This window comes from Amycolatopsis thermophila (assembly GCF_030814215.1).
Classification (GTDB): Bacteria; Actinomycetota; Actinomycetes; order Mycobacteriales; family Pseudonocardiaceae; genus Amycolatopsis_E; species Amycolatopsis_E thermophila.
In genome coordinates this window covers 6895333-6920646 of sequence record NZ_JAUSUT010000001.1, presented here as the reverse complement: position 1 = coordinate 6920646, position 25314 = coordinate 6895333, and the positions used below count along the sequence as shown (strand labels likewise).

The following is a 25314-nucleotide window of genomic DNA, read 5'->3' as shown; positions in this document are numbered from 1 at the left end:
CTCGCCCAGCCCCGGTGTGTGCGGCTCGCCCAGCCCCGGTGTGTGCGGCTCGCCCAGCCCCGGTGTGTGCGGCTCGCTCAGCCCCGGTGTGCCGGCGTGGCGCGGCTCCCGCCGCGTGCGGCCACCAGATTGAGCAGGTCGGCGAGCTGCCCGGGACGGCTCATCATCACGTTGTGCCCGGCGTCGATCTCGGTCACGGCCGGTTCGTGCGGGAGATTGGCGATCATCTGTTCCTGCATCGCCCACGGGACGGCGTTGTCCCGGGTGAGCCGGACGTAGGTCGTCGGGACGGCGGGTATCCCGTCGTGGGTGAACGGCTCCGAAACCGGTCCCACGGGCTCGCGCCGGAGACGGGCGTACAGGGCCTCCGCCTGGTCCGGCATGTCGTTTGCCAGCAGTGTCCGGATGGCCTCGATCGGGGGCGCGCCGAACTGGCCCGTGTCGTCGAGGAGACTGTCGCGATGCGCGCCCCGGGCGATGAGCTCGGCCGGCGTCTGGCCTTCGGCCGGTACCAATGCCGAGACCAGGATGAGGTGCGCGAGCCGGTCGCCCAGGACCTTCGCCGCGTTGAGGGCGGTGACGCCGCCGAGGGAATGCGCCACGAGGACCACCCGGTCCGTCGGCAGGGCGTTGATCTGGTCGAGCGCGCTGCGGGTCCACCCGGCGGCCGTGATTCCGCGCAGGGTGGCGGGATCGCCTTCCCGGCCGGGCAGGTCGATCGCGACGGCCGGCGCCTCCAGCAACGGCACGACACGCTCCCAGCACCACGATCCGTGGAACCCGCCGTGCTGGAGCGCGAAGCCCGGCATCCCGGTGTGCTCAGTCATCGGAGTCCTCCGTCGCGCGCACGAACTGGACGACCTCGCGGCCGAACGTCTCGTTGTCGTCCCCTGCCACCATGTGGTGCGCCTTGTCCACAACGGACACGCGGGCGTGGGGGATCAGGGCCAGCAGTTCCGACACCGCGTGGTCGTCGACGAGCTCGCTGCGGCCACCGCGGACGAGGAGGACGGGTGCGGTGATTCGCCGCGCGGCGTTGGCCAACCGTTCTCGCGCCGCCTCGCCGCGGCCCCGGTCGTGGTCGAGGAACCGGGGGTCCCAGTGCCAGTGGTAGCGGCCGTCGTCGTGGCGCCGCAGGTTCCGCCGCAGCCCGTCGACCGAACGCGGCCGCCGGCGCCCGGGGAGGTAGGCGGCCACGGCGTCGGCGGCTTCGTCCAGATCGGCGAACCCGTCGGGGTGGGCGGTCATGAAGCCACGGATCTGGTCGCTGCCGTCCACCCTGTTGGAGACCGCGACGTCGACGAGCACGAGGCCACGGACGTCGAGGCCGAGCTCGCCGACCGCGAGAAGGCCGGCGAGGCCGCCGAGGGAGGCCCCCACGACCACGGGCCGGGGCCACCGGCGGGCAACGGCGACGAGGTCCGCGGCGTAGTCGCCGTTGTCGTACCGCCCGTCGGGCCGCCACGGGCTCTCTCCGTGTCCGCGCTGGTCGATGCTCACGGTGCGCCAGCCTTCGCCCGCGATCCGCGTCGCGGTCGCCCGCCACGATCCCCGGGTCTGCCCGCCGCCGTGCAGGAAGAGCACGGCCGGTCCGGACGAACCCGCTACGCCGGGTTCGGTGACGTCCGCGACGAGCGTCTGCCCGTCCGCCCCGTCGAGTTTCATCACTGTCGTCGTCATCGTCGACGGTCTCCTGCTCGGATCCGGGTTGATGGCACTGGCAAAGAAAAGTATACTTAAATCTCGCCCTCGTTCAACGGTGACAAAGGAGGCGGCCGGTGGCCCACTCGTCGGCGGCGATCCCCGATCATGTGCCCGCGCATCTCGTCGTGGACTTCGATCCGGTGGCCGGCCCGGAGGTGGCGGAGTTCCCGCCCTTCGCGATGAACGCCTTCCGGGACTCGTTCCCGATCTTCTACACGCCCTACGGGGGCGGCTTCTGGGTCCTCACGCGGTTCGCCGACATCAAGGCGGCCTTCCAGGATCCGGAAACCTACCCCCAGCAGGGAACGCTGAACACGAGCTGGACGGGGACCCGGCACATCCCCCTGCGGCTCAACCCCCCGGAGCACCACGCGTACCGCAAGATGCTGATGGGCATGTTCTCCCCGCGCCGCCTGGCCCAGATGGAACCACTGGTGCGCCGCGTCGCCCGGGAACGCATCGGCGCCTTCGAACGGTCCGGTTCCTGTGAACTCGTGACCGACTACGCGATCTCCCTGCCCGCGGCCACCTTCTGCGGTCTGCTCGGCCTGCCCCTGTCCGACTTTCCCGTCTACCACGAGATCTCCTGGGGGCTGGTCTACGAAGCGGAGCGACTTCGACGGGAGCAGGGCGAGGAGGCGGCGCAGAAGTTCCGGAAGGAGCTCCTCGGTCGCGTGGAGGCGACCGTCGCCGACCTCATCCCGCGCCGGCGTTCGCGGCCCGGTGAGGACATCATCAGCTTCCTGCTGAAGGCCGCCGTGTTCGACCGTCCGCTGACCGACGACGAGATCGTCAACATCGCCACCCTGATGTTCTTCGCGGGCACCGATTCGACGGCGGGGATGATCGCCTACTCGTTCGCCTTCCTGGCGAAGAACCCGGCATACCGGAAGAAGATCGTGGCGGAACCGGACTCGATCCCCACCGCGGCCGACGAGCTGATCCGCTACCACGGTTTCCACCACATCATCCGGGACGTCGCCCGCGACGTGGAGGTCGCGGGTGTGGGGTTGAAGCGCGGGGACCGGGTCCTCCTGCACACGGGGGGAGCCAACCACGACCCGGCCGAGTTCGCCTGCCCGGGAAAGGTCGACTTCAGCCGGAAGCCCGCCCAGCAGCTGACGTTCGGGACGGGCATCCACCGGTGCATCGGCGCTCCCCTGGCCAAGCTGGAACTCCGGGTGGCGCTCGAGGAGTTCCACTCGGTACTGCCGGAATACCGGATCACCGACGGCGACGACGTCGAATACGCCGGTGGCCAGCAGAAGATCCTGCCGCGCCGGGTGCCGCTGTCCTTTTGAGACGGTGACACGGGCGGAACCAGGTATGGAAGATCCACGACTGTGAACGGAGGTGCCACATGGCCGCGATCCGTGCGGACCGCGCGTTGTGCGCCGGCTATGCGAACTGTGTCATGACCGCGGAGACCTACTTCGAACTCGACGACGACGGGCACGTCGAAGTACGGCGGGACGAAGTGCCCGAGGAGGACCGCGAACTCGTGGCCGAAGCCGTGGAGGCGTGCCCGGTCGCCGCACTCCGCATCGAAGGCTGACCGTGCGGACCGTGATCGTCGGCACGTCGGTCGCCGGCGTGCGCGTCGCGCAGGCGCTGCGCCGCAATGGCGGGGAGGACGAGATCCTCCTCGCCGGCGAGGAGCCCCACTTGCCTTACGACAAGCCGTGCTTGTCCAAGGGAATGCTCTCCGGTGCTCTCGCGCCGGAGAAGAACTGCCTGCTGACCGAGAGCGCGGCCGCCGAGCTGGGCATCCGGACGGCTTTGTCACAGCGCGCGGTCGGCCTCGATCCCGCGGCGGCGGTCCTCCACACGACGGCAGGCCCGGTCCCCTACGACCGGCTCGTCATCGCCACCGGCGCGAGCGCCCGCAGGCTGCCGTGGTCGAACCTGCCTGGTGTCCACTCGTTGCGGAGCCGGGCCGACTGCGAGGCGCTGCGGGCGGACCTCCGGCGGGGCGCCCGGCTCGTCGTGGTGGGCGGCGGCTTCATCGGGTGCGAGGTGGCGGCGACCGCGCGTGGTCTCGGTCTCGACGTCACGATCGTGGAGCCCGAAGCGACGCTCCTTCCCGCCGCCGGTCCCGAGCTGGGCGCGCTGGCCGGTGAATGGCACGCCGGCCACGGCGTGCGGGTGCGAGTCGGCGAGGCCGTCCGTGACATCGCCAGGGCCGGAGGCGTTCTCGCCGTCGAGTTGCGCGGCGGGGAGGTGCTCGACGCCGACTGCGTGGTTCTCGGGGTCGGCGCGGTTCCGAACACCGGCTGGCTCGAGGGCTCCGGCCTGGACATCGCCGACGGGATCGCGTGCGACGCCTGGGGACGAGTGCGCGGGCACGAGAACATCCTCGCCGCGGGGGACGTCGCGCGGTGGGAGGACCCGGTGAGCGGAGCGGCCCGGCGGATCGAGCACTGGACGAATGCGACAGAACAGGCATCCGTGGTGGGCAAAGTGCTTGCCGGGGCGAGCGAGGTCGCCGCGCACCGGGCCAACACGTACGTGTGGAGCGACCAGTACGACCGGACGATGAGCTTCGTGGGCCGCCGCGCGCGGGCGACCCGGGTCGCCCGCTTCGACGATCCGCGGAAGGGCGGCGTCGCGTTCGTCGGTTCCGACGAGCAGGGCGGGCTCGCCTTCGCGGCCGTGGTGAACTGGCCTCGAGCGCTCCTTGCGGTGCGCAAGGCGATCAACGACAGCGTCCCGTGCGCGGCTGTCGAAGAGCAGCTCACCGCGGTCGCGTGAGGGAGGGGCTCAGCGGGGGTGGATCTCGACCGCGACGCGGGCAAGGTGCTGCTGCATCCGGAACCGCGCCACGCTCGCGTCACCCGAGACCACGGCCTCGACGATCTTGATGTGGTCGTCCAGGAACTGGGTCCGCGCGTCGCTGGCGGTCTTGGGCTCGGGCACGGACCGGAACACCTCCACCTCGAGCTGGGCCAGCGTCTCGGTGAACAGCTGGATCGCCGGGTTGCCGCTGAGCGCGGCGATGGCCGTGTGCACGTCGTTGCGGCCAGAGGTGGCGGTCTCGCCGCCGGCGACGGAGGCCCGTTCGCGATCGAGTGCCGCCCGGAGCCGGGTGATCCCGTCCTCGTCGATGTTCTGGGCGGCGAGCTGGACGGCGATCAGTTCGACGCCGGTGCGCGCGGCCGCGAGCTTGTCGGGCGTGATGCCCTCGGAGTCCAGGTACACGGCGGCGGAGCGGACGACCGCGCGTGCGTCCGGTTTGGTGACGATCAGGCCGCCACCGGGGCCGCGCCGGGTACGGGCGGTTCCGTGGTGCTCCATGATCCGCACGGCTTCGCGGAGGACCGCCCGGGAGACCTTGTACTCCTGGAGCAGGTCCGGCTCCGAGCCGAGCACCTCGCCGACCGGCCAGCCGGCGCGCATGATCTTCTCCTCGATCTTGCGGGCCAGGACCTCGCCCCGCTTCTCCTTCACCCGGGAGTGGTCCCCACCCGTGTGGGTGGCCTGGGGAACTGCGTCTGCCATGCCCTCATCGTCTCCGTGCTGCCGCCGCACACCTGAAAGGAAAAACGTACCCCATTGGCAGCGGGCGCGCGGCGAGGACCGGGCCGACGTGTCGCGACGCACGGAGGTAGGGCAAAAGCCAGAAATAGAGTATCCTTTAAATGGAGGTAGCCAATGACCTACGTGATCACCGAGGCTTGCGTCGACGTCAAGGACAAGGCCTGCGTGGACGAGTGTCCCGTGGACTGCATCTACGAGGGCGAGCGTGCGCTCTACATCCACCCGGACGAATGCGTCGACTGCGGTGCGTGTGAGCCGGTGTGCCCGGTGGAGGCGATCTACTACGAGGACGATCTGCCGGGCCGGCTCGCCGGCTACCGCGCGGTCAACACGGAGTTCTTCGCCGAGCTCGGAAGTCCCGGCGGGGCGAAATCGGTGGGCGGGCCGCTGGCCGACCACGCGGTCGTCGCGGCGCTGCCGCTCAAGCAAGCGACGGGGGAGTGACCGTGACGGGAAAGCTGGCGGACCGGACCATGGTGATCTCCGGTGGCAGCCGGGGAATCGGCCTCGCGATCGCGGTGGCGGCCGCCGCCGAGGGCGCCAACATCGTGCTGCTCGCCAAGACGGCCACCGCCGATCCGCGGCTGCCGGGGACGATCTACACGGCCGCGGCGGAGATCGAAGCGACAGGCGGGAAGGCCTTCCCCGTCGTGGGCGACGTCCGGCGCGACGAGTCGGTCGCCGCAGCGGTGGAGGCGGCGGTCGCGCAGTTCGGCGGGATCGACATCTGCGTGAACAACGCCAGCGCGATCTCGCTGGAGGGCACCCTCGACCTCGCCCCGAAGCGGTTCGACCTGATGCAGACGGTCAACGTCCGTGGCACGTGGGCGCTGACCCGGGCGTGCCTGCCCCACCTGCGCAAGAGCCGCAGCGCGCACGTGCTCACGCTGTCCCCGCCGCTCAACCTCAACCCGCGCTGGCTCGGCGCCTACCCCGCGTACACGCTGTCGAAGTACGGGATGACGATGCTGACCCTGGGCTGGGCGACCGAGTTCGCCGACCAGGGGATCGGATTCAACTGTCTGTGGCCGCAGACGCTGATCGACACCGCGGCGGTGCGCAACGTGGTGGCCGGCGCGCAAGGTGCCGCACGAGCGCGGTCGCCGAAGATCATGGCCGACGCCGCGATCGCGATGCTCACGCGGGACCCGCGCACCTACACCGGCCGGTGCGAGGTCGACGCCACGGTTGTCGCCGCAGCTGGAGTCGAGGACCTGACCATCTACGGCGGCGGCGAGAACCCGGAACGAGACCTTTTCCTGGACGACTGACCGGTAAGGCTGCGGCCTGTGCGTGCCAGGAGCGGAAGGCCGTGGCTTCCCGGCTGTCGTCGTTCAAGGTCGCTGACGTGGCGCCGATCCGCAGCGGCGCCACGGCTCCGGCCTACCGGCGACCGCCACCGAGCCCGTCAAGGAGGTGTGCACTCCGTCGGCCGAGCTTCCAGGCGGGTTCCCAGGGGTTCGGCTCTTGCCGGCTGCTCTTCGACGCGGGTCACCTGCTGCTGGTCGCCGCATCCGGAGACGCCCGCGCGCACTGGGCAATGTGGACGATCATCGCGGCGATGGCGTTCGGGCCTCGCATCAAGAACCAGTCCCTGGCGGAGATCGTGGCCGCATGATGTGACGCAGACATCACCACGTCGCCGGCCTGCCGATCTAGGCTCGGCGCAACGGCACTCGGCTGGTGAGGTGTGGATGAGCGTGGACAGGGTCGTTCTGCTGGAGGGCGCACGGACGCCGGTGGGCAGCTTCGGCGGGGCGTTGAAGGACGTGCCGGCGCACGAACTCGGTGCCACAGCGGCGAAGGCGGCGCTGGAACGCGCCGGGGTCGGTGCGAGCGACATCGGTGAGGTCGTCATGGGCTGCATCGGCCAGGTGGGCCCGGACGCCTACAACGCCCGCCGGGTGGCGCTGGCCGCCGGGTTGCCGGTGGAAACGCCCGCCTACACGGTGAACCGGCTGTGCGGGTCGGGCCTGCAGGCGATCTGGTCGGCGGCGATGCAGTTGCGGTGGGGCGGCGTGGAGTTCGCACTCGCGGGCGGGGACGAGTCGATGAGCCGGATGCCGTTTTACGACTTCGGCGCCCGGTCCGGCTACCGGCTCGGCGACCGGACCCTGGCCGATGGCACGGTGATGATGCTGACCGACCCGTTCCACAACGTCCACATGGGAGTGACGGCGGAGAACGTCGCCCGCCGTTGCGGTGTGTCGCGCCAGGAGCAGGACGAGTTCGCCCTGCTGTCCCAGCAGCGCGCGGCCGCGGTGGCGGCGAAGGAGGCGTTCGCCGAGGAGATCACGCCGGTCGAGGTGGGTGGCCGCCGCCCGGTGACCGTGACCGAGGACGAGCACCCCAAGCCGGGCACCACCGTGGAGGCGCTGGCGAAGCTGCGGCCGGCGTTCGAGAAGGACGGCACGGTCACCGCGGGCAATGCATCCGGGATCAACGACGGCGCCGCGGCGGTGGTGCTGACCCGCGAGTCGGTGGCCGCCGAGCGCGGGCTGACCGGGCTGGTCGCGCTCGAATCCGTGGCGACCGCGGCGATCGAGCCGGAGCTCATGGGGTACGCGCCGGTGCCGGCGCTGGCGAAGTTGTTCGCGCAGACCGGGCTCACGCCAGGTGATGTGGACGTGGTCGAGCTGAACGAGGCGTTCGCGTCGCAGGCGGTGGCGGTGATCCGTGATGCCGGGCTGGATCCGGAGAAGACCAACCCCTACGGCGGGGCCATCGCCCTCGGCCACCCGGTCGGGGCAACCGGCGCGATCCTCACCTTGCGGGCGGCCAAGCACCTGGTCCGCAACGACCTGGAGCTGGGCGTGGTGACGATGTGCATCGGTGGCGGGCAGGCGCTGGCCGCGCTGCTGCGAAGGGTCGCCTGATGGTGCGGTTCGAGGTTGAGGGTGGCGTCGCCCGGATCACGCTGAACCGTCCGAGCGTGTCGAACGCGGTGGACCTGCCGACCGCTCAGGCGTTCGGCGAAGCGGTCACAGCGGCGGCCGGCGACGACGTGCGTGTGATCCTGCTGGCTGGTGCGGGGCCGCGGTTCTGCGGCGGCGGGGACGTGCGGTCGTTCCTGGCTGCGTCCGATCCGGCGAACTACCTCCACGAGCTGGCCACCCTGTTCGAGTCGCACCTGCGCCGGCTGTCCGAGCTGCCCAAACCGGTGATCGCGGCGGTCCAGGGTGCGGTTGCCGGGGCCGGTCTGGCGTTCGTGCTCAACGCCGACGTGGTGGTGGCCGCGCGGTCGACGAAGTTCCGCATGGCCTACTCCGGTATCGGCCTCACCCCCGACTGCGGCGTGTCCTACCTGCTGCCCCGTGCGGTCGGTACGCAACGCGCCCTGGAGCTCGCGCTGACCGGCCGAACGCTCACGGCCGAGGAAGCCCGGGCGTGGGGCCTGGTCACCGAGGTCACCGACGACGACGCCGTGACCCGGCGAACCGGCGAACTGGCCGAATCACTCGCCGCCGGACCAGCCTTGGCGCTCGGACAAGCCAAGCGCCTCATCAGGTCGTCCTTCGGCGAGGGACGCGCGCATAACGCGGCCGACGAGGCCCGGACCATCGCGGCCGCGGTCACGACGGACGAGGCACAGAAACTGATCCGGCGTTTCGTCGCCGGGTGATCGCCTCCGGCGGCCGGGGACCGGAAGCCGGGGGTGGCAGCCTTCGCCGCCGCCCCCGGTCTCTCGTCAGCGGTTCGTCATGTGCACCGACTTGGTTTCGGTGTACGCGGCAAGGCCCTCGGGCCCGCCTTCGCGGCCGATTCCGGAGTACTTGAAGCCACCGAACGGGACCGTGGTGTCGAAGACGGCTCCGTTGACCGTGATCGTTCCGGTGCGGACGCGACGGGCCAGTTCGAAACCGCGTTCGTGATCGGCGGTGTAGATCGAACCGGCGAGGCCGTACCGCGAGTCGTTGGCGATGCGGATCGCCTCGTCGATGTCGCGGTAGGTGATGACACTGACGACCGGCCCGAAGATCTCCTCCTGGGCCACCCGCATCGAATTGGCGACACCGTCGAGCAGAGTCGGTTCGATGTAGTACCCCTTGTCGAGTCCGCGCGGCCGGCCGCCGCCGAGCACGACCCGCGCGCCTTCCTCACGTGCCACGGCGAGGTAGCCTTCCACTCGGGCCCGGTGCTGCTCGGACACGAGGGGACCGGTCGTCGTCGCCGGATCGGCCGGGTCGCCGACGACCAGCGACGAGAGTCCGGCCCGCAATGCCTCGACGATCTCGTCGTGCCGGCTCCGGGGAACCAGGACGCGGGTGAGGGCGAAGCACATCTGTCCGGTGTTGCCGCACGACATCGGGATCAGGCTGGCGAGTGCGGCCTCCAGGTCGGCGTCCTCCGCGAGGATCGCCGCCGACTTCCCGCCGAGCTCCAGGGTCAGCCTGGCCATGCGCTCGCTCGCCGCGGCCATGATGTTCTGGCCCGCCACCGTGCTGCCGGTGAAGCTGATCTTGTCGACCTGCGGGTGGGCCACCATCGCCTGGCCGATCTCCCGGCCGCCGGTGATCACGCTCACCACCCCCTCCGGGAGGTCGCCGGCCGTCACGGCCTCGGCCACGGCCTCGGCGAGCACGTATGTGGTGAGCGGAGTCTCCGGCGCGGACTTGAGCAGCACCGTGCACCCCGCGGCGAGAGCGGGCCCGAGCTTGAGCGCCGCCACGGCGAGTGGGCCGTTCCACGGCGCGATCGCGGCGACCACGCCGACCGGCTCCTGGACGATGCGGGTTGTTCCGCCGTCCGGGCGTTCCCGGTCCGTCCGGAACGGAAAGGAGCGGGCCTGGTCCGCGTAGTAGCGGAGGAAGCTGACGGCGCGCTCAACGCTGGAGTCCGCGAAGGCGACCGGCATCCCGCCTTCCCGTGTCGCCAGGGCGCTCAGCTCGGCCGCACGCGCCTGGAGTCCGTCGGCCACGGTGTCGATCGCCCTGGCCCGCTGCTCCGGCGACGACGAGGACCACAGCCCGCCGTCGAAGGCCGCGCGCGCCCGCCCGACGGCACGATCCACGTCCGCGGTGGAGGGCTCGCGGACGCGGGCGATGATCTGCTCGGTCGCCGGGTTGATGACGTCGATCAGCGTGTCACCGGTGGCCGGCACCCACGTGCCGCCGAGGAGGATCTCCTCGCGGTCGATCACGTCGGCCTGCTCGGGCGCTGGGGACGTTGCGGTCATTGTCGGACTCCCGTCGTTGGAAACTCGACACGGTCACGCAGGGTCTCGCCGGCATGCGTCTCCGTGGAATGAATGAGTGTACTCAGTAAGGGTAATGGGTGTCACCATCCGGAGAACCCACTGTGTGAGACCGTCAACAATGCCCCGGTTCCGACGGGCGGCTGAGGGGTGTCCGCCCGTGGGTAGGAGCCGAGGTTGCGGACGTGGGCGCCGCGTCGACCGTCGGTTCCTCCACGTGGCCGGCGCAGTCGAGGTGGAACCAGTAGTCCCCGGGCCGGTCGGTGCCGGCGTGGCGCCGGGGCGGGTGACCAGGGCGAACCGGGTGACGGCGCCCGGGTGGTCGGCGATGTCGTGGGCCAGGATCTCGAGGCCGTGCTCGCGGGCGGCGAGCGGTGACGACACGGCGGCGTCGATCTCGCCACGGGCAACCTGTGCGGCTCCCTCCGATGTGGAGGAGGTGATCCGGACTTCGGCCGCCGGCACGTGTGTGATGATCCAGTCGGGTCTGCGCAATGGCGTGAGTGTGCGAAGCCATGGCGCGGATGCCCTCCGTGGTGGTTCCGGGACGGACGATCAGGGCGAAACGCACGGCGAGCACCGCCTCCCGGATGATCGCCAGCGGTGGGTCCTCAGTCAGTCCGTCGAGCACGGGGGGTACGGCGCCCTCGACGCTGTTCTCCAGGGGACCGCAGCCGGCGTCGACCAGTCCCTCGTGTACCGCGGCCAGGACCGCGGGATTCCCGTGCAGGGGCACGAGGTCCGCCATCGCGAACTCGGCGGGCTCCAGCACCGCGACCAGCGCCTGCCCGGTGAACGTGGCTGGGGGCGGGGAAACCGAGACGGCGCAACGGCCGCTCGTCCCGCCTGGTGCTGCTCACCGATGGCGTCCTTTCGGTCCGGCGTCTCATGCTTCCGGGGCGGAATCGCCAAGCGCTTGCCTGTAGCCCAATTAGAGGATACTTTAAACCTCGGTGGAGGTGTGCCGCTCCCCACACCGGGAAGTCGTGCTCCGGTCACCCGGGACCACAGCGGATCTCTGCTGACAAGTACTCGCCGTTCACCTGCAACGAAGGAGCGTGACACGGGCGTGCGGAAACTCAATGCGCTGATTCGGCGACGGGTGGCCCGGAGGGCACGTGCGGCCGTGGTTGTGGTCGGCGCGCTGACCCTCGCGGCGTGCGCCGGCGTGACGGGCGAGCGGGACCCGGGCCGGCTGCAGCCGGACCCGAACGCCACCATCCGGTGGGCCATCTCGGTGCCGCCCATCCAGATGGACCCGATGGTGGCAAAGGCGGAGCTGACCCACATCACCTACGACACGCTCATCTTCGACGGCCTCACGACCGTTGACAGCAACGGGCGAATCAGCCCCCGGCTGGCCGCGAGCTGGACCGAGGCCCCCGACCGTCTCTCCTGGACGGTCACGCTCCGCACGGGCGCGGTCTTCCATGACGGCAAGCCGATCGACGCCCGGTCGGTGGCCGCGAACCTCGGCCGCGCCCTGCAGTTGCGGGACAGCACGCCGGTACTGGCCAACAAGTTGAGCCGGTGGTCGAGGGCCGAGGTCGTCGACGACCGGACCGTGCGCATTGTCCTCGACACGCCGGACGCGGCTGTGCCCGCGGAACTCGCCAGCCCGAACCTGTTGATCGGCAGCCCGGCGGCGTTCGGCACCATGGGAACCCAACCGGTCGGCTCGGGGCCCTACCGGTTCGTTTCCCGCACCGCGGACCGTGTCACCTACGAGCGGTTCGACCGGTACTGGGACCCGGGGGTGGCGAAGGCCGCGCGCGTCGAGGTGCTGGCGATCCCGGACGGCGCCGCCCGGATGAACGCGCTGCGCGCCGGCCAGATCGACGGGACCCTCGCGCAGGTCAACCTGCACGCCGACATCGCGTCGTTCCGCGGCGACCCGACGGCCCAGGTGGTCGAGAAACCGACGCAGAACGTCGCCGCGATGTTCCTCAACACGAGCCGGGCACCGCTCGACTCGGTCGAGGTGCGGAGGGCGCTCAACTACGCGGTCGACCGGCAGAGCCTGAGCACGAGCCTGCTCGGCGGTCTGTGCCGCCCGACCTCGCAGCCGTTCCCGGACGGGCCGGGTCACGTGGCCGATCTCGACAACGCCTACACCCACGACCCGGCCCGTGCCCGGCAACTGCTGTCGGTGGCCGGCCGGGACGGGGCCGGCATCGACGCGATCTTCTATCAGGCCGGTCTTTCCGGGGCGCTCGCCCCTGCCCTCCAGGCCCAGCTCGCCGAAGCGGGCATCGACCTGAGGCTCACCGCGATGAACCCGAACGACTCACGTCCGGCCTTCCGCAGCGGCGGCGCCCCGGCGTTGGTCGAGCAAATCCTCCCGGACGCCGACCCGTCGTTGACGGTCCAGAGTTTCCTGCGCTTGGACAACCCGGGCGGGCCGACCAGCGAGATGTCGGCGCTGGGACAGGCCGCCCTCGACGCGCCGATCGGTACCGCTCAGCAGGAGCAGGCGCTCCGGGCTTTCAACTCGTACCTGGTCGCGAACCCGATTGGTGTGCCCATCTGCGCGATCCCGAACTTCTTTGTCGCCTCGTCGCGCATCACAGGGGTCGCCGACATGCCGTGGAGCACGGTCAGCGGCAACACCGATATCCGCGGCCTGGGAAAGGCGTCATGACAACAACCGAAGGAGACGTGCGATGAAGGTTCCGGCAGCGGTGCTGTGGGAGCGGAACAGCCCGTGGAAGGTCGAGGAGATCGAACTCGGCGAGCCCGGCCCCGGGGAGGTGCTGGTCCAGCTCAAGGCTTCGGGCATCTGCCACTCCGACGACCACGGCGTCACCGGTGACATCCCGATGCCCCTGCCGCAGGTCGGCGGCCACGAGGGCGCCGGCGTCGTGCTCGAGGTGGGGGAGGGGGTGTCCCGGGTACGCCCCGGTGACCACGTCGTGCTCTCCGCCATCCCGGCCTGTGGCAACTGCCGCTGGTGCATCTCCGGGCGCGCGAACCTGTGCGACCTCGGGCGCCGGGCGGTGGCCCCGGCGGCGGACGAGCAGGTTCCCGCGAGGCGCCTGGGGGGACAGACTCTCTCCGCACTGTGCCAGCTCGGCACGTTCGCGTCCCACGCGGTGGTGAGTGAGCTGCAGGCGGTGCGGATCGACGACGACGTCCCGCTGGACGTCGCTGCGCTCATCGGGTGCGGCGTGACCACGGGCGTACTCGGCGCGATCCGGGTCGCGGACGTGCTCCCCGGCGACGTCGTGGTGGTGCAGGGTGTGGGCGGCATCGGAATCAACGCGGTCCAAGGTGCCCGGATCGCCGGCGCGTCGACGATTGTCGCGGTGGACCCGGTCGAACGGAAGCGGAACTGGGCCCTGGAGTTCGGCGCGACCCACGTTGCCGCGGACATGGAGGAGGCGACGGCACTGGTCGCCGACCTCACCCGCGGTGTCATGGCGGACAAGGCGATCCTGTGCGTCGGCGTGGCGCACGGCGAGCACCTCGGCCCGCTGGTCGGGATCATCTCGAAGGGCGGCCGGGTGGTCGTCACGTCGATCACGCCCGTCACGGAGACGGCGATGACGTTCTCGCTGTTCGACTTCGCGATGAGCAACAAGGAACTCCGCGGGCACGTCTACGGTGCAGCCAACCCGGTCGCGGACTTCCCGCGCATCATCGAGATGTACCGCCGGGGTCAGCTGCGGCTCGACGAGCTGATCACCACCCGCTACCCCCTTTCTGAGGTCAACGCCGGATTCGCCGACATGCACGGCGGGCGGAACCTGCGGGGTCTGCTGGAGCTGTAGCGGTCGGGAGGGGTCGGGGCGGGCGTAGCCGGCGTGCCCGCCGGCGGCCTGGCATGTGGTGGTCTTCCCCATCGGGATGGTGTTGACGCCTTCGGTCCCGTAGCGGCTGACTCCGTCCCCGAAGCCATCCGGCAGGGACCGCTCCGGTTCGTCGAGCTGCCGCGGAAGCCGGTTCGACGCCCGGCCTGTCGCGCTGTCCGCACTGCCCGGCCGTGCGCGGCGGTTGGCTCGGCGATCGTGGTACGAAGGTCATCCCGCGCGGCCCACCGCCATGTGCCGGCTCGGTGAGTCGCACGCCACGCTCCCACCGGAGTTCGAGCAGCCGGGCGGTCGCTCCCACCGGGGCCGCCCGGGCGACGCCGTTGCGTTGAAGAGGAACGTCCTTCCTCGTGCAGGAGCGCGCCGGCCTCGAAGACGAAGGCTTTCGGGCCGGTCGCCGCCGTGAGAAGGGGATCCGAAGCGAAGACCGAGCTCTCGGTCCCGGACCGCCGACTGGAGCAATAGGTCCCGGCCCTCGCGCGGATCGTCGAGCAAGACCGCTTGCGCCGCATGGCGCAGCGCGTCGGCTCGTTCCGCTGGCCTGACCCACGGGCCGTGTCGCGGTAGGCGCTGGGAACGGCGGCGACACGGAGCCCGGGCTGTCAGGAGCGCCGGTTGTGCGATCGACGTTCCGGAGTTCCTGGCAGGCCGGCGAGGGCGTCGTCCCAGCGCGTCGAGCAGCCGGGCTTGCCCCGGCGAGGAACTCGCGGGGGCAAGCCCGGCGGACGCCGACCGCGCCGGCGATCGCCTGACGGGGCTGCCTGGTGGCGTGCCAGGAACGTGTGACGCGGGGTTCGCCCCAGCCGCCTGCCCCGCCTCATCCGGTCAGCCGTTCGTCGTGCTTGCCGCCAGCTCGGCCAGCCGGTTCTCGCAGTCGGCGACCAGTTGCCGGGCGATGTCGGCGGCCGGGCGGAGGGCGGCGAAGGAGCCGACGACCTGGCCGATGAAGAAGGATTCGAGCTTCTTCGCGCCCTCGTGGCCCTGCTCGGCCGCGGCGTCGATGCGTTCCCAGGCTTCGTTGACGAGCATGGGTTGCAGCGGCATGGGCAGGGGCTTCGGGCTGTCCGGCTTCTCCCACGCGTCGTGCCAGGCGCTGCGGAGCTGGCGGGCCGGTTTGCCGGTGCGGGTGGGCGAGCGGAGGGTGTCGGAGCTGGTGGCGGCGAGGAACTTTTCCTTGACGGGCAACGGTGTGATGTCCTCGTGGCTGGACAGCCACACCGAACCGCACCACGCGCCGGAGGCGCCGAGGGCCAGTGCCGCGGCCAGCTGCCTGCCGGAGGCGATCCCACCGGCGGCGAGGACGGGTTTGTCCCCGGCCAGGTCGACGATCTCCGGGGTGAGCACCATGGTGGCGATCGTGCCGGTGTGCCCGCCGGCTTCCGTGCCCTGCGCGATCAGGACGTCCACCCCTGAATCGAGCTGACGGACGGCGTGTTTGCGTTGTCCCACCAGTGAGGCGACGACGACACCGGCCTGGTGCGCGCGGTCGACGAGGTGCGGTGGGGGAGTGCCGAGTGCGTTGGCGACCAGGGAGATGCGGTGGGAGAAGGCGACGTCGAGCAGGGCCTGGGCGCCGTCGGGGTTGATCGAGGCGGAGACCTCGTCGTGGCCGGCCCGCGGTGTGGTCGCCGGGATGCCGTACTCCGCGAGCAGGCCGTCGACGAACGCGATGTGCTCGGCCGGGATCTGGGCACGCAGGCTGGCGATCAGGTTGTCCGGGTCACCGGTGGCGAACTTCTCGGGGACGAGGAGGTCGACGCCGTAGGGTTTGCCCTCCACCTGCTGCTCGATCCAGGTCAACTGGGCGTCCAGCTCTTCGGGGGTGTACGCGCTGGCGGCCAGGACACCGAACCCGCCGGCGTTGGTCACCGCGGCCACGACCCCGGGGGAGCGGTTGAACCCGACGAGCGGGTGGTCGACCCCGAGCAGGTCGGTGAGTGCGGTCTTGATCATGTGTTCCTCCACGTGACGACAGCGTCGAGGGCTTCGACGGTGTTTCCGGCAACCCGCAGCGGGTTGATTTCGAGGGATTCGAGGTCGTCACCCAGCGCGAGCGCCAGGTCGCCGACCCGGGCGATGACGTCGGCGAGGGCGTCGAGGTCCGCGGGCTCGCCGCCGCGCGCACCCCTCAGCAGCGCTGCACCCCGTAGTCCCTCGAGCAGCTGCCGGGCCCTGGCTGGAGTGACGGGCAGCGGTGAGAGGGCCGAGTCGCCGAGGACCTCGACGAAGATGCCGCCGAGCGCCACCGCGAGCACCGGTCCCCACTGCGGATCCCGGACGACACCGGCCAGCAGTTCGGTGCCGCCGGCCCGCATCGGGGAGACGAGCACGCCTTCGATGGTGGCGCCCGGTACCTTCGCGCCGGCCGCGGCGACTTCTTCGTAGGCCGCGGCGACGGCCTCGTCGCCGGCCAGACCGAGCCGGACTCCGCCGATGTCGCTCTTGTGCAGGATCCCGGGGGAGACGATCTTCAGCGCGACCGGGCCGCCGAACCCGGCGGCGGCCCGTACCGCCTGCTGGGCCGAGGTCACCAGCTCCGCCGGCACGACCGGGATTCCCGCGTCCGCCAGCAGCCCGCGGGCAGCGGATTCGGACCACGTGCCGCGGCGGGCGGACGAGTCCGGCACCGGAAGCGCACGCGGCTCGTGCGGGGTGGCGGCGTCGCGCGTGGTCTCCGACCACCAGGCGAGGTTCCGCAGCGCCACGACGGCCTGCCGCAGCCCGGGCACGGCGTGCGGCACCCTCGCGTGCGCCATGACCTCCCTGGTGTAGGCGGTGATCGGCTCGAGCACCTGGTTGACGTAGACCACGGGGCTCTGCGCGCGGCCGATCCCGTCGCCGATGGCGTCGGCGAAGACCTGGCCGGTGTACGGTCGGCCGTCCGACTGCCAGGGCAGAGCGTTGACGACGGCGACCACACCGACGCCCGGATCGGCGGAGACCGCTTCGATCGCGCGGGTGAAGATGGTCGGGTCGATGATCGCGGCGCCGGTGACGTCAAGTGGATTGTGTATGGTGCCGTACGGGGGCATGATCTCCGCGAGCGCCTGCTCGGTGCTCTCGGCGAACGCCGGCAGTTCGGCGCCCAGGTCCTCGGCGCGGTCGGCGAGGATGTCGCAGGCCCCGCCGGAGATCGACACCACGCCGATGCCGGGACGCGCCAGCCGCCCGAGCTGCGCGGCGGTGCCCGCGGTGATCAGCATGTCCTCGATGGAGTCCACCCGGATGACTCCGAGGTCGCGGAAGACCGCGTCGATGGTCCGGTCGTCGCCGACGAGCGCTCCGGTGTGGGCCGCCGCGGTGCGTGCGGCCAGCTCGCTGCTGCCCGCTTTGAGCACCACGACCGGCTTGCCCGCGGCGGCGGCGCGCCGGGCCGCGGAGCGGAAGACCTCCGGGTCGCGGATGGTCTCCAGGAAGATCGCGATCGCGCGGGTGTGCTCGTCGTCGACGAGGTAGTCCAGCACGTGCCCCGCGGTGATCATGGCCTCGTTCCCGAGGGTGACCATCGACGAGAGGTCCGCGCCGCAGATCCCCGCGAAACTGAGCATGGCCTGCGAGCTGGCGCCGCTCTGGGAGAGCAGAGCCACCGAACCAGCCCGGTGCGGGAGGCCGTTGATCGGCGTCACCGGCACCTGGTCGACGAAGTTCGCGAAGCCGAGGTGGTTCGGTCCGAGCAGCACCACGTCCAGGGACTCGGCGTGCGCGACGAGCTCGGCCTGCGCGGCCCGGCCGGCCTCACCGGCTTCTCCGTACCCCGAGGACAGGATCACGGCGTTGCGGATCCCGGCTTCGGCCGCGTCGGTGAGGGCGTCCAGCGTGCCCGCCTGGGGCACCATCATGAACGCGACGTCGACCGGCTCCCCGATCCGCGTGCACGATGTGACCGTCGGCCGCCCGTGGGTCTCGGCGCCGCGCCGGTTGACCAGGAACGTGCGGTCGGCGAAGCCGAACTCCACCAGGTTGTTGTAGGCGCTGCGGGAGAAGCTCGACTTGTTCGAGGCTCCGACGAGGGCGACCGAACGCGGCCGGAACAGTGAAGCGAGCCGCTCCGGGGTGATCGCGAGGGTCATCTTGCACACTCCTTTGTGGATGGACCAGCTCAGCGGGGCAGGCCGAGGCCGCGGGCGATCAGGCCGCGCTGGATGTCGTTGGTTCCGCCGCCGACGACGTACATGACCGACAGCCGCAGGCCGTATTCGAACGGGGCGGAAGCCAGTGCGGCGTCCGGGCCGAGGATTTCCAGCGCGGCTTCGCCGAACGCCTCCGCGGTCTCGCCGCCGAGCACCCCGGCCATCGGTGCTTCCAGCCGGGCGCCCCGGCCCTGGCCGGTCGCGTCGATCGCGGCCGAGACGAGGGCGCGGGTGGCCTGGATCGCGACCGCGACCCGCCCCAGCAGGGCGCGGCGGCCGGAGCCGCGCGGACCGACCGTGCCGTCCACGTCGGCGCGGATTTCCGCGAGGAGGTCGTCGAGTTGGCGGTGCAGTGCTGCGGCGATGTTGCCCATCGTGATGCGTTCGCCCGCCAGTGCGTCGGTGATGACCTTCCAGCCGCCGTTGACCTCGCCGACTCGTGCCGAGTCGGGCACCCGGACGTCGTCGTAGAAGACGGTGCAGGAGATCTCGCCGGACAGCGCGCGGTGCTGCTGCACGGTGATACCGGGGGTGTCCATGGGAACCAGGAACACGGTGATACCGGCGTGCCGGGGCTTCGCGTCCGGGTCGGTCCGGACCGCCAGCCACACCCAGTCGGCCGTGTGGCCGCCGGTGGTCCACAGCTTCTGCCCGTTGATGACCCAGCCGTCGCCGTCACGCACGGCGCGGGTCTTGAGCGACGCGAGGTCCGACCCGGCTTCGGGTTCGCTGTAGCCGAGGCAGAACGCGAGTTCACCGCGACGGATCAGCGGCAGGAAACGGTCCTTCTGCTCGGGGCTGCCGTGTTTGAGGATCGAGTTGCCGAGTAGCATCACCGCGCTCAGGGCCCTGGTGACGGGTGCGCCGGAGTAGGCGGCTTCCTCGTTGAGCACGACCTGCTCGGCCAGTGTCGCGTCGCGGCCGCCGTATTCCGCCGGCCAGGCGAACCCGAACCAGCCGCGGTCCGCCACCGCGCGCACCAGTTCGTGGTCGACGTCCATGTTGCTGCGGGAGGACTTTTCGGCGTGTTCGGCGAACAGTGCCCGCACCTCGGTGCGGAAGGCTTCGCCGACGTCACCCGCGCGGAACGGCGGCAGTGACGTGTCCGTCTCGACCAGCACGTCGGCGAACTCGCCCGCCGCGCGCGGGAAGGACCGCAGCCGCGTGACGTCGGCGTGCACGCGCCGGAACAACCACGGCGCTTCGTGTTCCTCGAAGTACCCGATGGCGGCGAGGGTGTGCTGCGCACCGAGTTGCACGCGGGGCGCGGCTTCGCGGACGTGCTCGACCGCGATCTCGGCCCACGAGGTCCAGTCCGCGGTCCGCGCTGCCCACTGCTCCTGGGCCTGCTCGATCAACAGGTTCCCGGCGCTGACGTCGATCTGGCAGGACGCCGTACGCTGCTGGACCGCGCCGAACGAGCCGATCGGACGGCCGAACTGGTGCCGGGTCTTGGCGTGCTCGACCGCCATCTCGTGCGCCCGCTCCGCGGCGCCGATCGCCCGCGCGGCGAGCCCGAGCCGCATCAGCACCACCGCTTCATCCGCACGAGCGGAATCGATGTCCACGCTCGTCGTGGTGGCACCGAGCCGGACCTGGCACCACGCCGGCACAGCGAGCCCGGGACGCGGTTCCACTCCGGCGATCTCCCGCAGGTACGCGGTGCCACCCTCGGCGGGCACGAGCAGCACGTGCGTGGCGGCGGTGGCGGCCTCCGCGTGCTCGACGAGATCTCCCTCGGTGCCGATCGAGACCAGGACCCGCACGTCACCGAAGTCGAGACTGGGCAGGAGCCGGGCGGCGGCGAAGCCGTCGATGACGGGCAGGGGACACGCCACCCGGCCCAGTTGACGGACGGCGGCGAGAGCGGCGTCCAACGCGTCGGCCGCAGCAAGGTCGAACCACCCCTGCGCGGCCGCTGTCCGCCACAACTTCTCCAGATCACCCGAAGGGGCCGCGGTCGCGTTCCCCCACTGTTCGCCGGCCACGCCCGCCACTGATGCGGCGAAGGCGGTCACTTCCTCGTTCGACGCCATGTCCCCTCATTCCTGAACGGTACTCGTCTGTAACTGGGTTCGACTCTATACTGACGGGAGCCGTTCAGCAAAGGGCTCGGCAGGAAGAAGGCACAGCGATGACCGAGATCGAGACTTCAGCCGCGGGCCGCCCCCGCGACCCCGAAGTCGACCGGAAGATCGCCGATGCCGCGATCGCGCTCTTCGGGGAGCAGGGGTGGGCCGGGTTCAGCGTGGAGGCGGTGGCCAAGCGCGCGGGCGTCGGCAAGGCGTCGATCTACCTGCGGTGGCAGACCAAACAGGAGCTGTTGCTGGAAGCGCTCCGGCGGCACGTCAGCGCGGTCACCGAGGTGCGGGCCAGCACGGTGCGCGACGAGCTGATCCAGCTCGCCTCGCAGCTCATGCGGAACTACTTGGGCGACTCGCGGCGGGCCGCGCTGCGGATCTCCCTGGAGGCGGACAGCATTCCCGGTGTGGCCGGGCACTGGGCGGGGATCCGGGAGTCGCAGATCCTCGCCGCCCGTGCCATCGTCCGGCGTGCCATCGAGCGGGGCGAGCTGCCCGAGGACACGTCGGTCACGCTGTTGCTGGACACGCTGTCCGGCGCTGTCGTGAACCACGTCCAGACCACGCCCGCCGCTGCCCGCGCACAGCTGCGGGAGAACGCCGACGACTACGTGCGCGCTCTGGTCGACTTCCTGCTTGTCCGCATCCCCGCCCCGGAACGCTGACCGCGCGGGTCAGCGGTTGTGCCACACCGGGCGCCGCTTCTGGGCGAAGGCGGTGATGCCTTCCACCATGTCCTCGCTGAGCATGAGGTCCTCGAAGGCGGAGGAGGGATGGGTGACCGCGTCGACGGTGTCGGCGATTCCGGAGGTCTCCGCCATGATCTGCAGTGACACGCGGACCGACGTGGGGGACCCGTCGATGATCTCGGCCGCCAATGCCCGGGCACCCTCGAGTGCCTTGCCCGCCTCGGTCACCCGGTTGACCAGACCGTAGGACTGGGCCTCTTCGGCGCTGAGACGCCGTCCGGTGAGGATCATCTCGGTGGCCACCTTGGCCGGGACCGTGCGCGGCAGCCGGACCAGCCCGCCTGCCCCCGCGACGAGTCCGACCTTGACTTCGGACAGGGCGAACTTCGCCGTGGCGTCTGCGACCACGAGGTGACAGGCCAGGGCGATCTCGCACCCGCCGCCCATGGCGAACCCGTTGACCGCGGCGATGACCGGCTTGGGCAGGTCCCGGCGGCTGGTCAGGCCCGCGAACCCGTTCTTGGGCACCCACACGGGTTTGCCCGAGGCGGAGTAGCCGAGGTCGTTGCCCGCGGAGAAGGCTTTGTCCCCGGCGCCGGTGAGGATCGCGACCCACAGGTCGGGGTCGGCGAAGTAGGCGTCGAAGATCTCGTCGAGTTCGTCGTTGGCTTGCGGGTGCAGGCTGTTGCGGACGTCGGGGCGGTTGATCGTGATCTCCAGCAGGTGCCCGTCGCGGCGCACCAGGACGTGCTCGTAGTCCTCGCGGAACCCGGGGGCGCGGGGCGGGAACAGTTCGTTCATCCGGGCTTCGCTGGTGGTGACCCGGTTGCCGAACCCGAAGGAACGCACGAACACGCGGGTGCCGATCGGTTCGCCGGCGGACAGGTGCGCGAGGATCTCCTCGTCGCCGTCCTGGGTCATGGCGACGAAGCGGCGGTCGTCGGCTTCGAGCCTGCCGATGACGACGCCGGTGCGCTTGCCGCCGCGGCTGTGTTTGACGGTGTAGGTCTCGATGGTGGCCCACCCGTCGGCCTGCAGTGCTTCTTCCGGCGCCGGCCAGGAGTCGATCTCCCGCTGCAGCGCGGCACTGTCGTCCGCGCGCCATTCGACCGGGGTGGTCGAGTAGACGCCGACGGAGTACTTGCTCATCAGCCCGCCGTTGGCGCCGACGAACCCGAAGGTGCCCGGCTCGGCCCGCATCCGCTGGACCGTCTCGGCGATGGCGTGCATGGAGTAGTTGTTCCCCGCACCACCGAAGAAGGGCAGCCCTCCGGTGAGGGTCAGTCCGCGTGGGTCGTCGGCCTTCAGGCCGAGCCCGTCACAGATGTTGAAGACCGGGGCGGGAAAGCAACTGTAGAGGTCCAGTGTGGACAGTTCGGCCACGTCGACGCCGGCCAGCTCCAGGGCGTGCCGGGACGCCATGACGGACGCCGGGCTCGCGCTCAGGTCGGTGCGCTCCATCAGGGTGCGCTCACGCAGGTCGGCGTGCCCGTGCAGGAAGACCCACTTCTCACGGGGCACGCCGAGCCGTTCGGCGGCCGCGACGGACATGACGAGCACCGCCGCGCCCTGGTTGACCTTGTCCCGGGCCACGATGTAGCGCGGGTAGGGATCGGCGATCATCCGGTTCGCCTCAGTGGGCGTGACGAGCTCCTCGGCGCTGCGTTCCACCGGAGCGGCGGCGTAGGGGTTGGCGGCGGCGACCTTGGTGAACGGCGCGAACAGCTCGCCCATCGCCGCGGCGTAGTCCTCGCGCGACAGCTTGAGGCGGGCGCGCCGCGCGTTGTCGAACAGGGCGTACTGGCTCGGCGCGTCGGTGAGCCCGTGCATCGCCTGGTGCCGGGACATCAGGCCCTTCAGGCCGAAGCCGCGGTCTTCGAGGCTGCCTTCGGCGTGCTCGGTGAAGTCGGGTTTGTCCTCGGCCTTGGCCAGGTGCTGCACGGTGGAGATCGCTTCGGACCCGAAGGCGAGCGCGACCTGCGAGTCGCCGGCGGCGATGGTCGCCGCGAACTCGGTGACGAGGTGCTGCGGGCCTTGTCCGCCCGCGACGTCCAGGATCGCGCGGGCCGGCGCCGCGCCGACCCGGTTGGCCACCGATCGGGGGTAGTTGTCCGACTTGCCCAGGGGTGCGGGCGCCCCGGGGGTGGAGGTCTCGAACTGGCGGATGCCCCCGACGGTGTCGATGGCGGCCGCGACGGCCGCGGGGTCGGCGCCGGTGTCTTCCAGCGCCGCGCGGACGGCGGCGGCGGCGAGGTCCACGGCGGACAGGCGCTGGTACCCGGGGTCTTCCAGGCGTTCGGCGAACTGCCCGACGCCCACCACGACCGGGGTACGCGGGTCGATGTCGTTGTCGCTCAAAGGATGCTCCTGTTCGTGCTGACCCGTAGTGCGCCGGCCGTGCCGGATTCGGGTTTGTTCCAGTGGATGCGGTCCTGATCGGCGAGGTGTTCGAGGTGCGCGGCGGTCTCGGCGACGGCGCTCACCTTCATGAAGCCGATCTCCGGCCACGGCCGCGACCAGGTCAGGTGGGTGGCTACCTCCCAGACGGTGGGCCGCCCGAGTTCTGCGGTGACGGCGAGGATCTCCTGGCACCGTTGCTCGTGGTGCGCACGCAGCTGCTCGCTGCGCCGCGCGAGGCCGCGGAACCGGTACTCGTGCGCGGGAAGCGCGTCGTGGTCGTCGAACGTCGCGGTCCGTGCCAGGGAGCCGAGGAACCGTCCGAGCGGTGGTTCGGCGGTGTCGAGCCGGGTGCCGATGGCCGGGGTGATCCGGGGTAGGACGTGGTCACCGGTGAGCAGCAACCGGGCGTCGGGCTCCTGCAGGCACAGGTGACCGGGGGTGTGCCCGGGGGTCCAGACCGCGCGCAACCGCCTCCCGCGCATCGGAACGAGGTCGCCGTCGTGCAGCAGCACGTCGGGTTCGGCCATCTCGTCGGCCGGACGAGGGGCGGCCGCGAGGGTACCGAGCAGGTCCGTGGCGTCCGCCTCTGATGCACCGCAGGTGCGCAGCCACGCCGTGAACTCGGCCCGCAGGTCGCCGTGCTCGCCGCGGTGCCGGTGGGGCAGGGTGTCCCGTTCGGCCGGGTGCATGCCGATCCACGCGCCGGATTCGGCGCGCAGGCGGCCGGACAGTCCGTGGTGGTCGGGGTGCACGTGGGTGGCCACGATCCCGGTCACGTCGGCGGTGCAGGCACCGGCCGCGGCGAGACCGTCGAGCAGCGCGCGCCAGCCCTCGTCGGTGTCCCAGCCCGGGTCGACGACCACCAGACCGTCGTCGGCGGGCACGAGGTAGGACAACGTGTAGCGCAGCGGGTTGTCCGGGATGGGCACCGGAACCGACCACAGCCCGCCCGGCAGCTTCTCGGCCGGGGGCAGCTGCTTGGCCCGCCAGGCTGCCTGCTGCTCGAGCCCGAGGACTTCGATGCCCTGGTCGGCCGGCATGGTCCACTCCCCTCCGAAAATACTGAACAGGTTACGTCCAGCAATAGGACGACTATATGCTGATCGGATGTCGTTCACCAATGACCCTCCTCACGGCTCTGGCAAGGTGAGCGCATGACCGGCAACGCTCTTGACGCGGCCCCGGCGGCCGGACGGCCGCGGGACCCCGAGGTCGACCGCCGTGTCCTGCGCGCGGCGGCGGAGGTGTTCGGCGAGGACGGCTGGGGCAGGTTCACCGTCGACGCCGTGGCCCGGCGTGCGGGGGTCGGCAAGGCGTCGATCTACCTGCGGTGGCCGAACAAGAAGGAGCTGCTGGCCAGCTGCCTGGAGGCGCGCGTCACCCCGGTCGCCGACATCGACACCGGCTCCGTGCGCGAGGACCTCGTCCGGCTCGCCGGGCAGATGCTGACCTCGTTCTTCGGGGACTCGGGCCGGGTCACCACCAGGCTCCTGATGGACGCCGACCGCATACCCGGAGTCGCCGAACGGGTGAAGGAGCTCCGGCAGTCGCAGGTCCTCGCCGCCCGCGCGATCGTCCGCCGCGGGATCGCCCGCGGCGAGCTGAAGTCCGGCACAAGCGTCACCCTGCTGCTCGACGCCATCGTGGGCGGCTGTCTCAACCACGCACTGTCGACCCCGGACGAACTGCGCGGGCGGGTCGGGGAGGGGTTGACCGACTACGCGGAACAGCTGGTCGACTTCGTCCTCGGCGCCGTGACCGCGGGCTGAG

Annotated in this window: 21 protein-coding genes and 1 pseudogene; 12 read left to right on the top strand and 10 right to left on the bottom strand. The window is 71.1% G+C overall.

Annotation, left to right across the window (positions count from 1 at the left end; genetic code table 11):
• Nucleotides 1–77 precede the first annotated feature (77 nt).
• Both FB470_RS33835 and FB470_RS33830 read right to left on the bottom strand, forming a co-directional pair.
• On the bottom strand, nt 78–827 hold the full coding sequence (locus FB470_RS33835) for an alpha/beta fold hydrolase (RefSeq protein ID WP_306998280.1): 750 nt from the start codon (nt 825–827) through the stop codon (nt 78–80).
• A complete protein-coding gene (locus FB470_RS33830) occupies nt 820–1680 on the bottom strand; it encodes an alpha/beta fold hydrolase (RefSeq protein WP_306998278.1) in 861 nt (286 codons plus the stop codon). The genes FB470_RS33835 and FB470_RS33830 overlap by 8 nt, the downstream gene beginning before the upstream one ends.
• 98 nt (nt 1681–1778) lie before the next feature.
• Between FB470_RS33830 and FB470_RS33825 the strand changes: the two genes are divergently transcribed.
• The 3 genes from FB470_RS33825 to FB470_RS33815 are packed head-to-tail and all read left to right on the top strand — an operon-like array spanning nt 1779 to nt 4455.
• Complete coding sequence (locus FB470_RS33825) at nt 1779–3005, top strand: cytochrome P450 (RefSeq protein WP_306998276.1); 1227 nt, start codon at nt 1779–1781, stop codon at nt 3003–3005.
• A gap of 59 nt (nt 3006–3064) precedes the next feature.
• Nucleotides 3065–3259 carry a ferredoxin gene (locus FB470_RS33820; protein WP_306998275.1) on the top strand — a complete coding sequence of 65 codons (195 nt, stop codon included), beginning with the start codon at nt 3065–3067 and terminating at the stop codon, nt 3257–3259.
• Nucleotides 3260–3270: 11 nt separating this feature from the next.
• Entirely contained in the window at nt 3271–4455 is a 1185-nt protein-coding gene (locus FB470_RS33815; protein ID WP_306998274.1) for an NAD(P)/FAD-dependent oxidoreductase, read from the top strand.
• A gap of 9 nt (nt 4456–4464) precedes the next feature.
• Here the strand turns inward: FB470_RS33815 and FB470_RS33810 are convergent, their stop codons facing one another.
• The gene (locus FB470_RS33810) at nt 4465–5202 is read right to left on the bottom strand and encodes a FadR/GntR family transcriptional regulator (RefSeq protein WP_306998272.1); all 738 of its coding nucleotides are present in this window, start codon (nt 5200–5202) and stop codon (nt 4465–4467) included.
• Between the two features lie 153 nt (nt 5203–5355).
• On the opposite strand from FB470_RS33810, the gene fdxA reads away from it, so the two are divergent.
• The 5 genes from fdxA (at nt 5356) to FB470_RS33785 (ending at nt 8863) form a co-directional block, all read left to right on the top strand.
• Nucleotides 5356–5685, top strand: a complete 330-nt coding sequence (gene fdxA / locus FB470_RS33805; protein WP_306998270.1) for a ferredoxin — start codon at nt 5356–5358, stop codon at nt 5683–5685.
• A 2-nt stretch (nt 5686–5687) separates the two neighbouring features.
• The gene (locus tag FB470_RS33800; protein ID WP_306998268.1) at nt 5688–6512 is read left to right on the top strand and encodes an SDR family oxidoreductase; all 825 of its coding nucleotides are present in this window, start codon (nt 5688–5690) and stop codon (nt 6510–6512) included.
• A gap of 41 nt (nt 6513–6553) precedes the next feature.
• Nucleotides 6554–6859 carry a hypothetical protein gene (locus FB470_RS33795; protein ID WP_306998267.1) on the top strand — a complete coding sequence of 102 codons (306 nt, stop codon included), beginning with the start codon at nt 6554–6556 and terminating at the stop codon, nt 6857–6859.
• An 82-nt stretch (nt 6860–6941) separates the two neighbouring features.
• Entirely contained in the window at nt 6942–8117 is a 1176-nt protein-coding gene (locus FB470_RS33790) for a thiolase family protein (RefSeq protein ID WP_306998265.1), read from the top strand.
• A complete protein-coding gene (locus FB470_RS33785) occupies nt 8117–8863 on the top strand; it encodes an enoyl-CoA hydratase/isomerase family protein (protein ID WP_306998262.1) in 747 nt (248 codons plus the stop codon). The genes FB470_RS33790 and FB470_RS33785 overlap by 1 nt, the downstream gene beginning before the upstream one ends.
• Nucleotides 8864–8929: 66 nt before the next feature.
• On the opposite strand, the gene FB470_RS33780 is transcribed toward FB470_RS33785, so the two are convergent.
• Together FB470_RS33780 and FB470_RS35930 are read right to left on the bottom strand one after the other, a co-directional pair.
• On the bottom strand, nt 8930–10417 hold the full coding sequence (locus tag FB470_RS33780) for an aldehyde dehydrogenase (protein ID WP_306998260.1): 1488 nt from the start codon (nt 10415–10417) through the stop codon (nt 8930–8932).
• Nucleotides 10418–10450: 33 nt separating this feature from the next.
• Nucleotides 10451–11183 (bottom strand): annotated as a pseudogene (locus tag FB470_RS35930) (prephenate dehydratase domain-containing protein).
• A 213-nt stretch (nt 11184–11396) separates the two neighbouring features.
• On the opposite strand from FB470_RS35930, the gene FB470_RS33775 reads away from it, so the two are divergent.
• Both FB470_RS33775 and FB470_RS33770 read left to right on the top strand, forming a co-directional pair.
• On the top strand, nt 11397–13076 hold the full coding sequence (locus FB470_RS33775; RefSeq protein ID WP_306998258.1) for an ABC transporter substrate-binding protein: 1680 nt from the start codon (nt 11397–11399) through the stop codon (nt 13074–13076).
• Nucleotides 13077–13098: 22 nt separating this feature from the next.
• Complete coding sequence (locus FB470_RS33770; RefSeq protein WP_306998255.1) at nt 13099–14205, top strand: NDMA-dependent alcohol dehydrogenase; 1107 nt, start codon at nt 13099–13101, stop codon at nt 14203–14205.
• A gap of 864 nt (nt 14206–15069) precedes the next feature.
• Here the strand turns inward: FB470_RS33770 and FB470_RS33765 are convergent.
• Genes FB470_RS33765 through FB470_RS33755 form a run of 3 tightly spaced genes read right to left on the bottom strand, consistent with a single transcriptional unit; the run spans nt 15070 to nt 20410 of the window.
• Nucleotides 15070–16197 carry a nitronate monooxygenase gene (locus FB470_RS33765; RefSeq protein ID WP_306998253.1) on the bottom strand — a complete coding sequence of 376 codons (1128 nt, stop codon included), beginning with the start codon at nt 16195–16197 and terminating at the stop codon, nt 15070–15072.
• Entirely contained in the window at nt 16194–18314 is a 2121-nt protein-coding gene (locus FB470_RS33760) for an acetate--CoA ligase family protein (RefSeq protein ID WP_306998252.1), read from the bottom strand. The genes FB470_RS33765 and FB470_RS33760 overlap by 4 nt, the downstream gene beginning before the upstream one ends.
• A 29-nt stretch (nt 18315–18343) precedes the next feature.
• Nucleotides 18344–20410 carry an acyl-CoA dehydrogenase family protein gene (locus tag FB470_RS33755; RefSeq protein WP_306998250.1) on the bottom strand — a complete coding sequence of 689 codons (2067 nt, stop codon included), beginning with the start codon at nt 20408–20410 and terminating at the stop codon, nt 18344–18346.
• 98 nt (nt 20411–20508) lie between these two features.
• On the opposite strand from FB470_RS33755, the gene FB470_RS33750 reads away from it, so the two are divergent.
• Nucleotides 20509–21120 (top strand): TetR/AcrR family transcriptional regulator, encoded by a 612-nt coding sequence (locus FB470_RS33750; protein ID WP_306998248.1) that lies wholly within the window; start codon nt 20509–20511, stop codon nt 21118–21120.
• A 9-nt stretch (nt 21121–21129) separates the two neighbouring features.
• On the opposite strand, the gene FB470_RS33745 is transcribed toward FB470_RS33750, so the two are convergent.
• Both FB470_RS33745 and FB470_RS33740 read right to left on the bottom strand, forming a co-directional pair.
• Complete coding sequence (locus FB470_RS33745) at nt 21130–23502, bottom strand: acetyl-CoA acetyltransferase (RefSeq protein ID WP_306998247.1); 2373 nt, start codon at nt 23500–23502, stop codon at nt 21130–21132.
• Entirely contained in the window at nt 23499–24584 is a 1086-nt protein-coding gene (locus FB470_RS33740) for an MBL fold metallo-hydrolase (RefSeq protein ID WP_306998245.1), read from the bottom strand. Before FB470_RS33740 ends, FB470_RS33745 begins: the two co-directional genes overlap by 4 nt.
• Before the next feature lie 114 nt (nt 24585–24698).
• On the opposite strand from FB470_RS33740, the gene FB470_RS33735 reads away from it, so the two are divergent.
• On the top strand, nt 24699–25313 hold the full coding sequence (locus FB470_RS33735; RefSeq protein WP_306998243.1) for a TetR/AcrR family transcriptional regulator: 615 nt from the start codon (nt 24699–24701) through the stop codon (nt 25311–25313).
• Nucleotide 25314 lies beyond the last annotated feature (1 nt).

Coding starts and splice junctions, on each gene's coding strand:
- FB470_RS33780 (WP_306998260.1), bottom strand. CDS start 10,417: ATGACCGCAACGTCCCCAGCGCCCGAGCAGGCCGACGTGATCGACCGC.
- FB470_RS33830 (WP_306998278.1), bottom strand. CDS start 1,680: ATGACGACGACAGTGATGAAACTCGACGGGGCGGACGGGCAGACGCTC.
- FB470_RS33810 (WP_306998272.1), bottom strand. CDS start 5,202: ATGGCAGACGCAGTTCCCCAGGCCACCCACACGGGTGGGGACCACTCC.
- FB470_RS33735 (WP_306998243.1), top strand. CDS start 24,699: ATGACCGGCAACGCTCTTGACGCGGCCCCGGCGGCCGGACGGCCGCGG.
- FB470_RS33765 (WP_306998253.1), bottom strand. CDS start 16,197: ATGATCAAGACCGCACTCACCGACCTGCTCGGGGTCGACCACCCGCTC.
- FB470_RS33740 (WP_306998245.1), bottom strand. CDS start 24,584: ATGCCGGCCGACCAGGGCATCGAAGTCCTCGGGCTCGAGCAGCAGGCA.
- FB470_RS33755 (WP_306998250.1), bottom strand. CDS start 20,410: ATGGCGTCGAACGAGGAAGTGACCGCCTTCGCCGCATCAGTGGCGGGC.
- fdxA (WP_306998270.1), top strand. CDS start 5,356: ATGACCTACGTGATCACCGAGGCTTGCGTCGACGTCAAGGACAAGGCC.
- FB470_RS33770 (WP_306998255.1), top strand. CDS start 13,099: ATGAAGGTTCCGGCAGCGGTGCTGTGGGAGCGGAACAGCCCGTGGAAG.
- FB470_RS33835 (WP_306998280.1), bottom strand. CDS start 827: ATGACTGAGCACACCGGGATGCCGGGCTTCGCGCTCCAGCACGGCGGG.
- FB470_RS33750 (WP_306998248.1), top strand. CDS start 20,509: ATGACCGAGATCGAGACTTCAGCCGCGGGCCGCCCCCGCGACCCCGAA.
- FB470_RS33785 (WP_306998262.1), top strand. CDS start 8,117: ATGGTGCGGTTCGAGGTTGAGGGTGGCGTCGCCCGGATCACGCTGAAC.
- FB470_RS33760 (WP_306998252.1), bottom strand. CDS start 18,314: ATGACCCTCGCGATCACCCCGGAGCGGCTCGCTTCACTGTTCCGGCCG.
- FB470_RS33820 (WP_306998275.1), top strand. CDS start 3,065: ATGGCCGCGATCCGTGCGGACCGCGCGTTGTGCGCCGGCTATGCGAAC.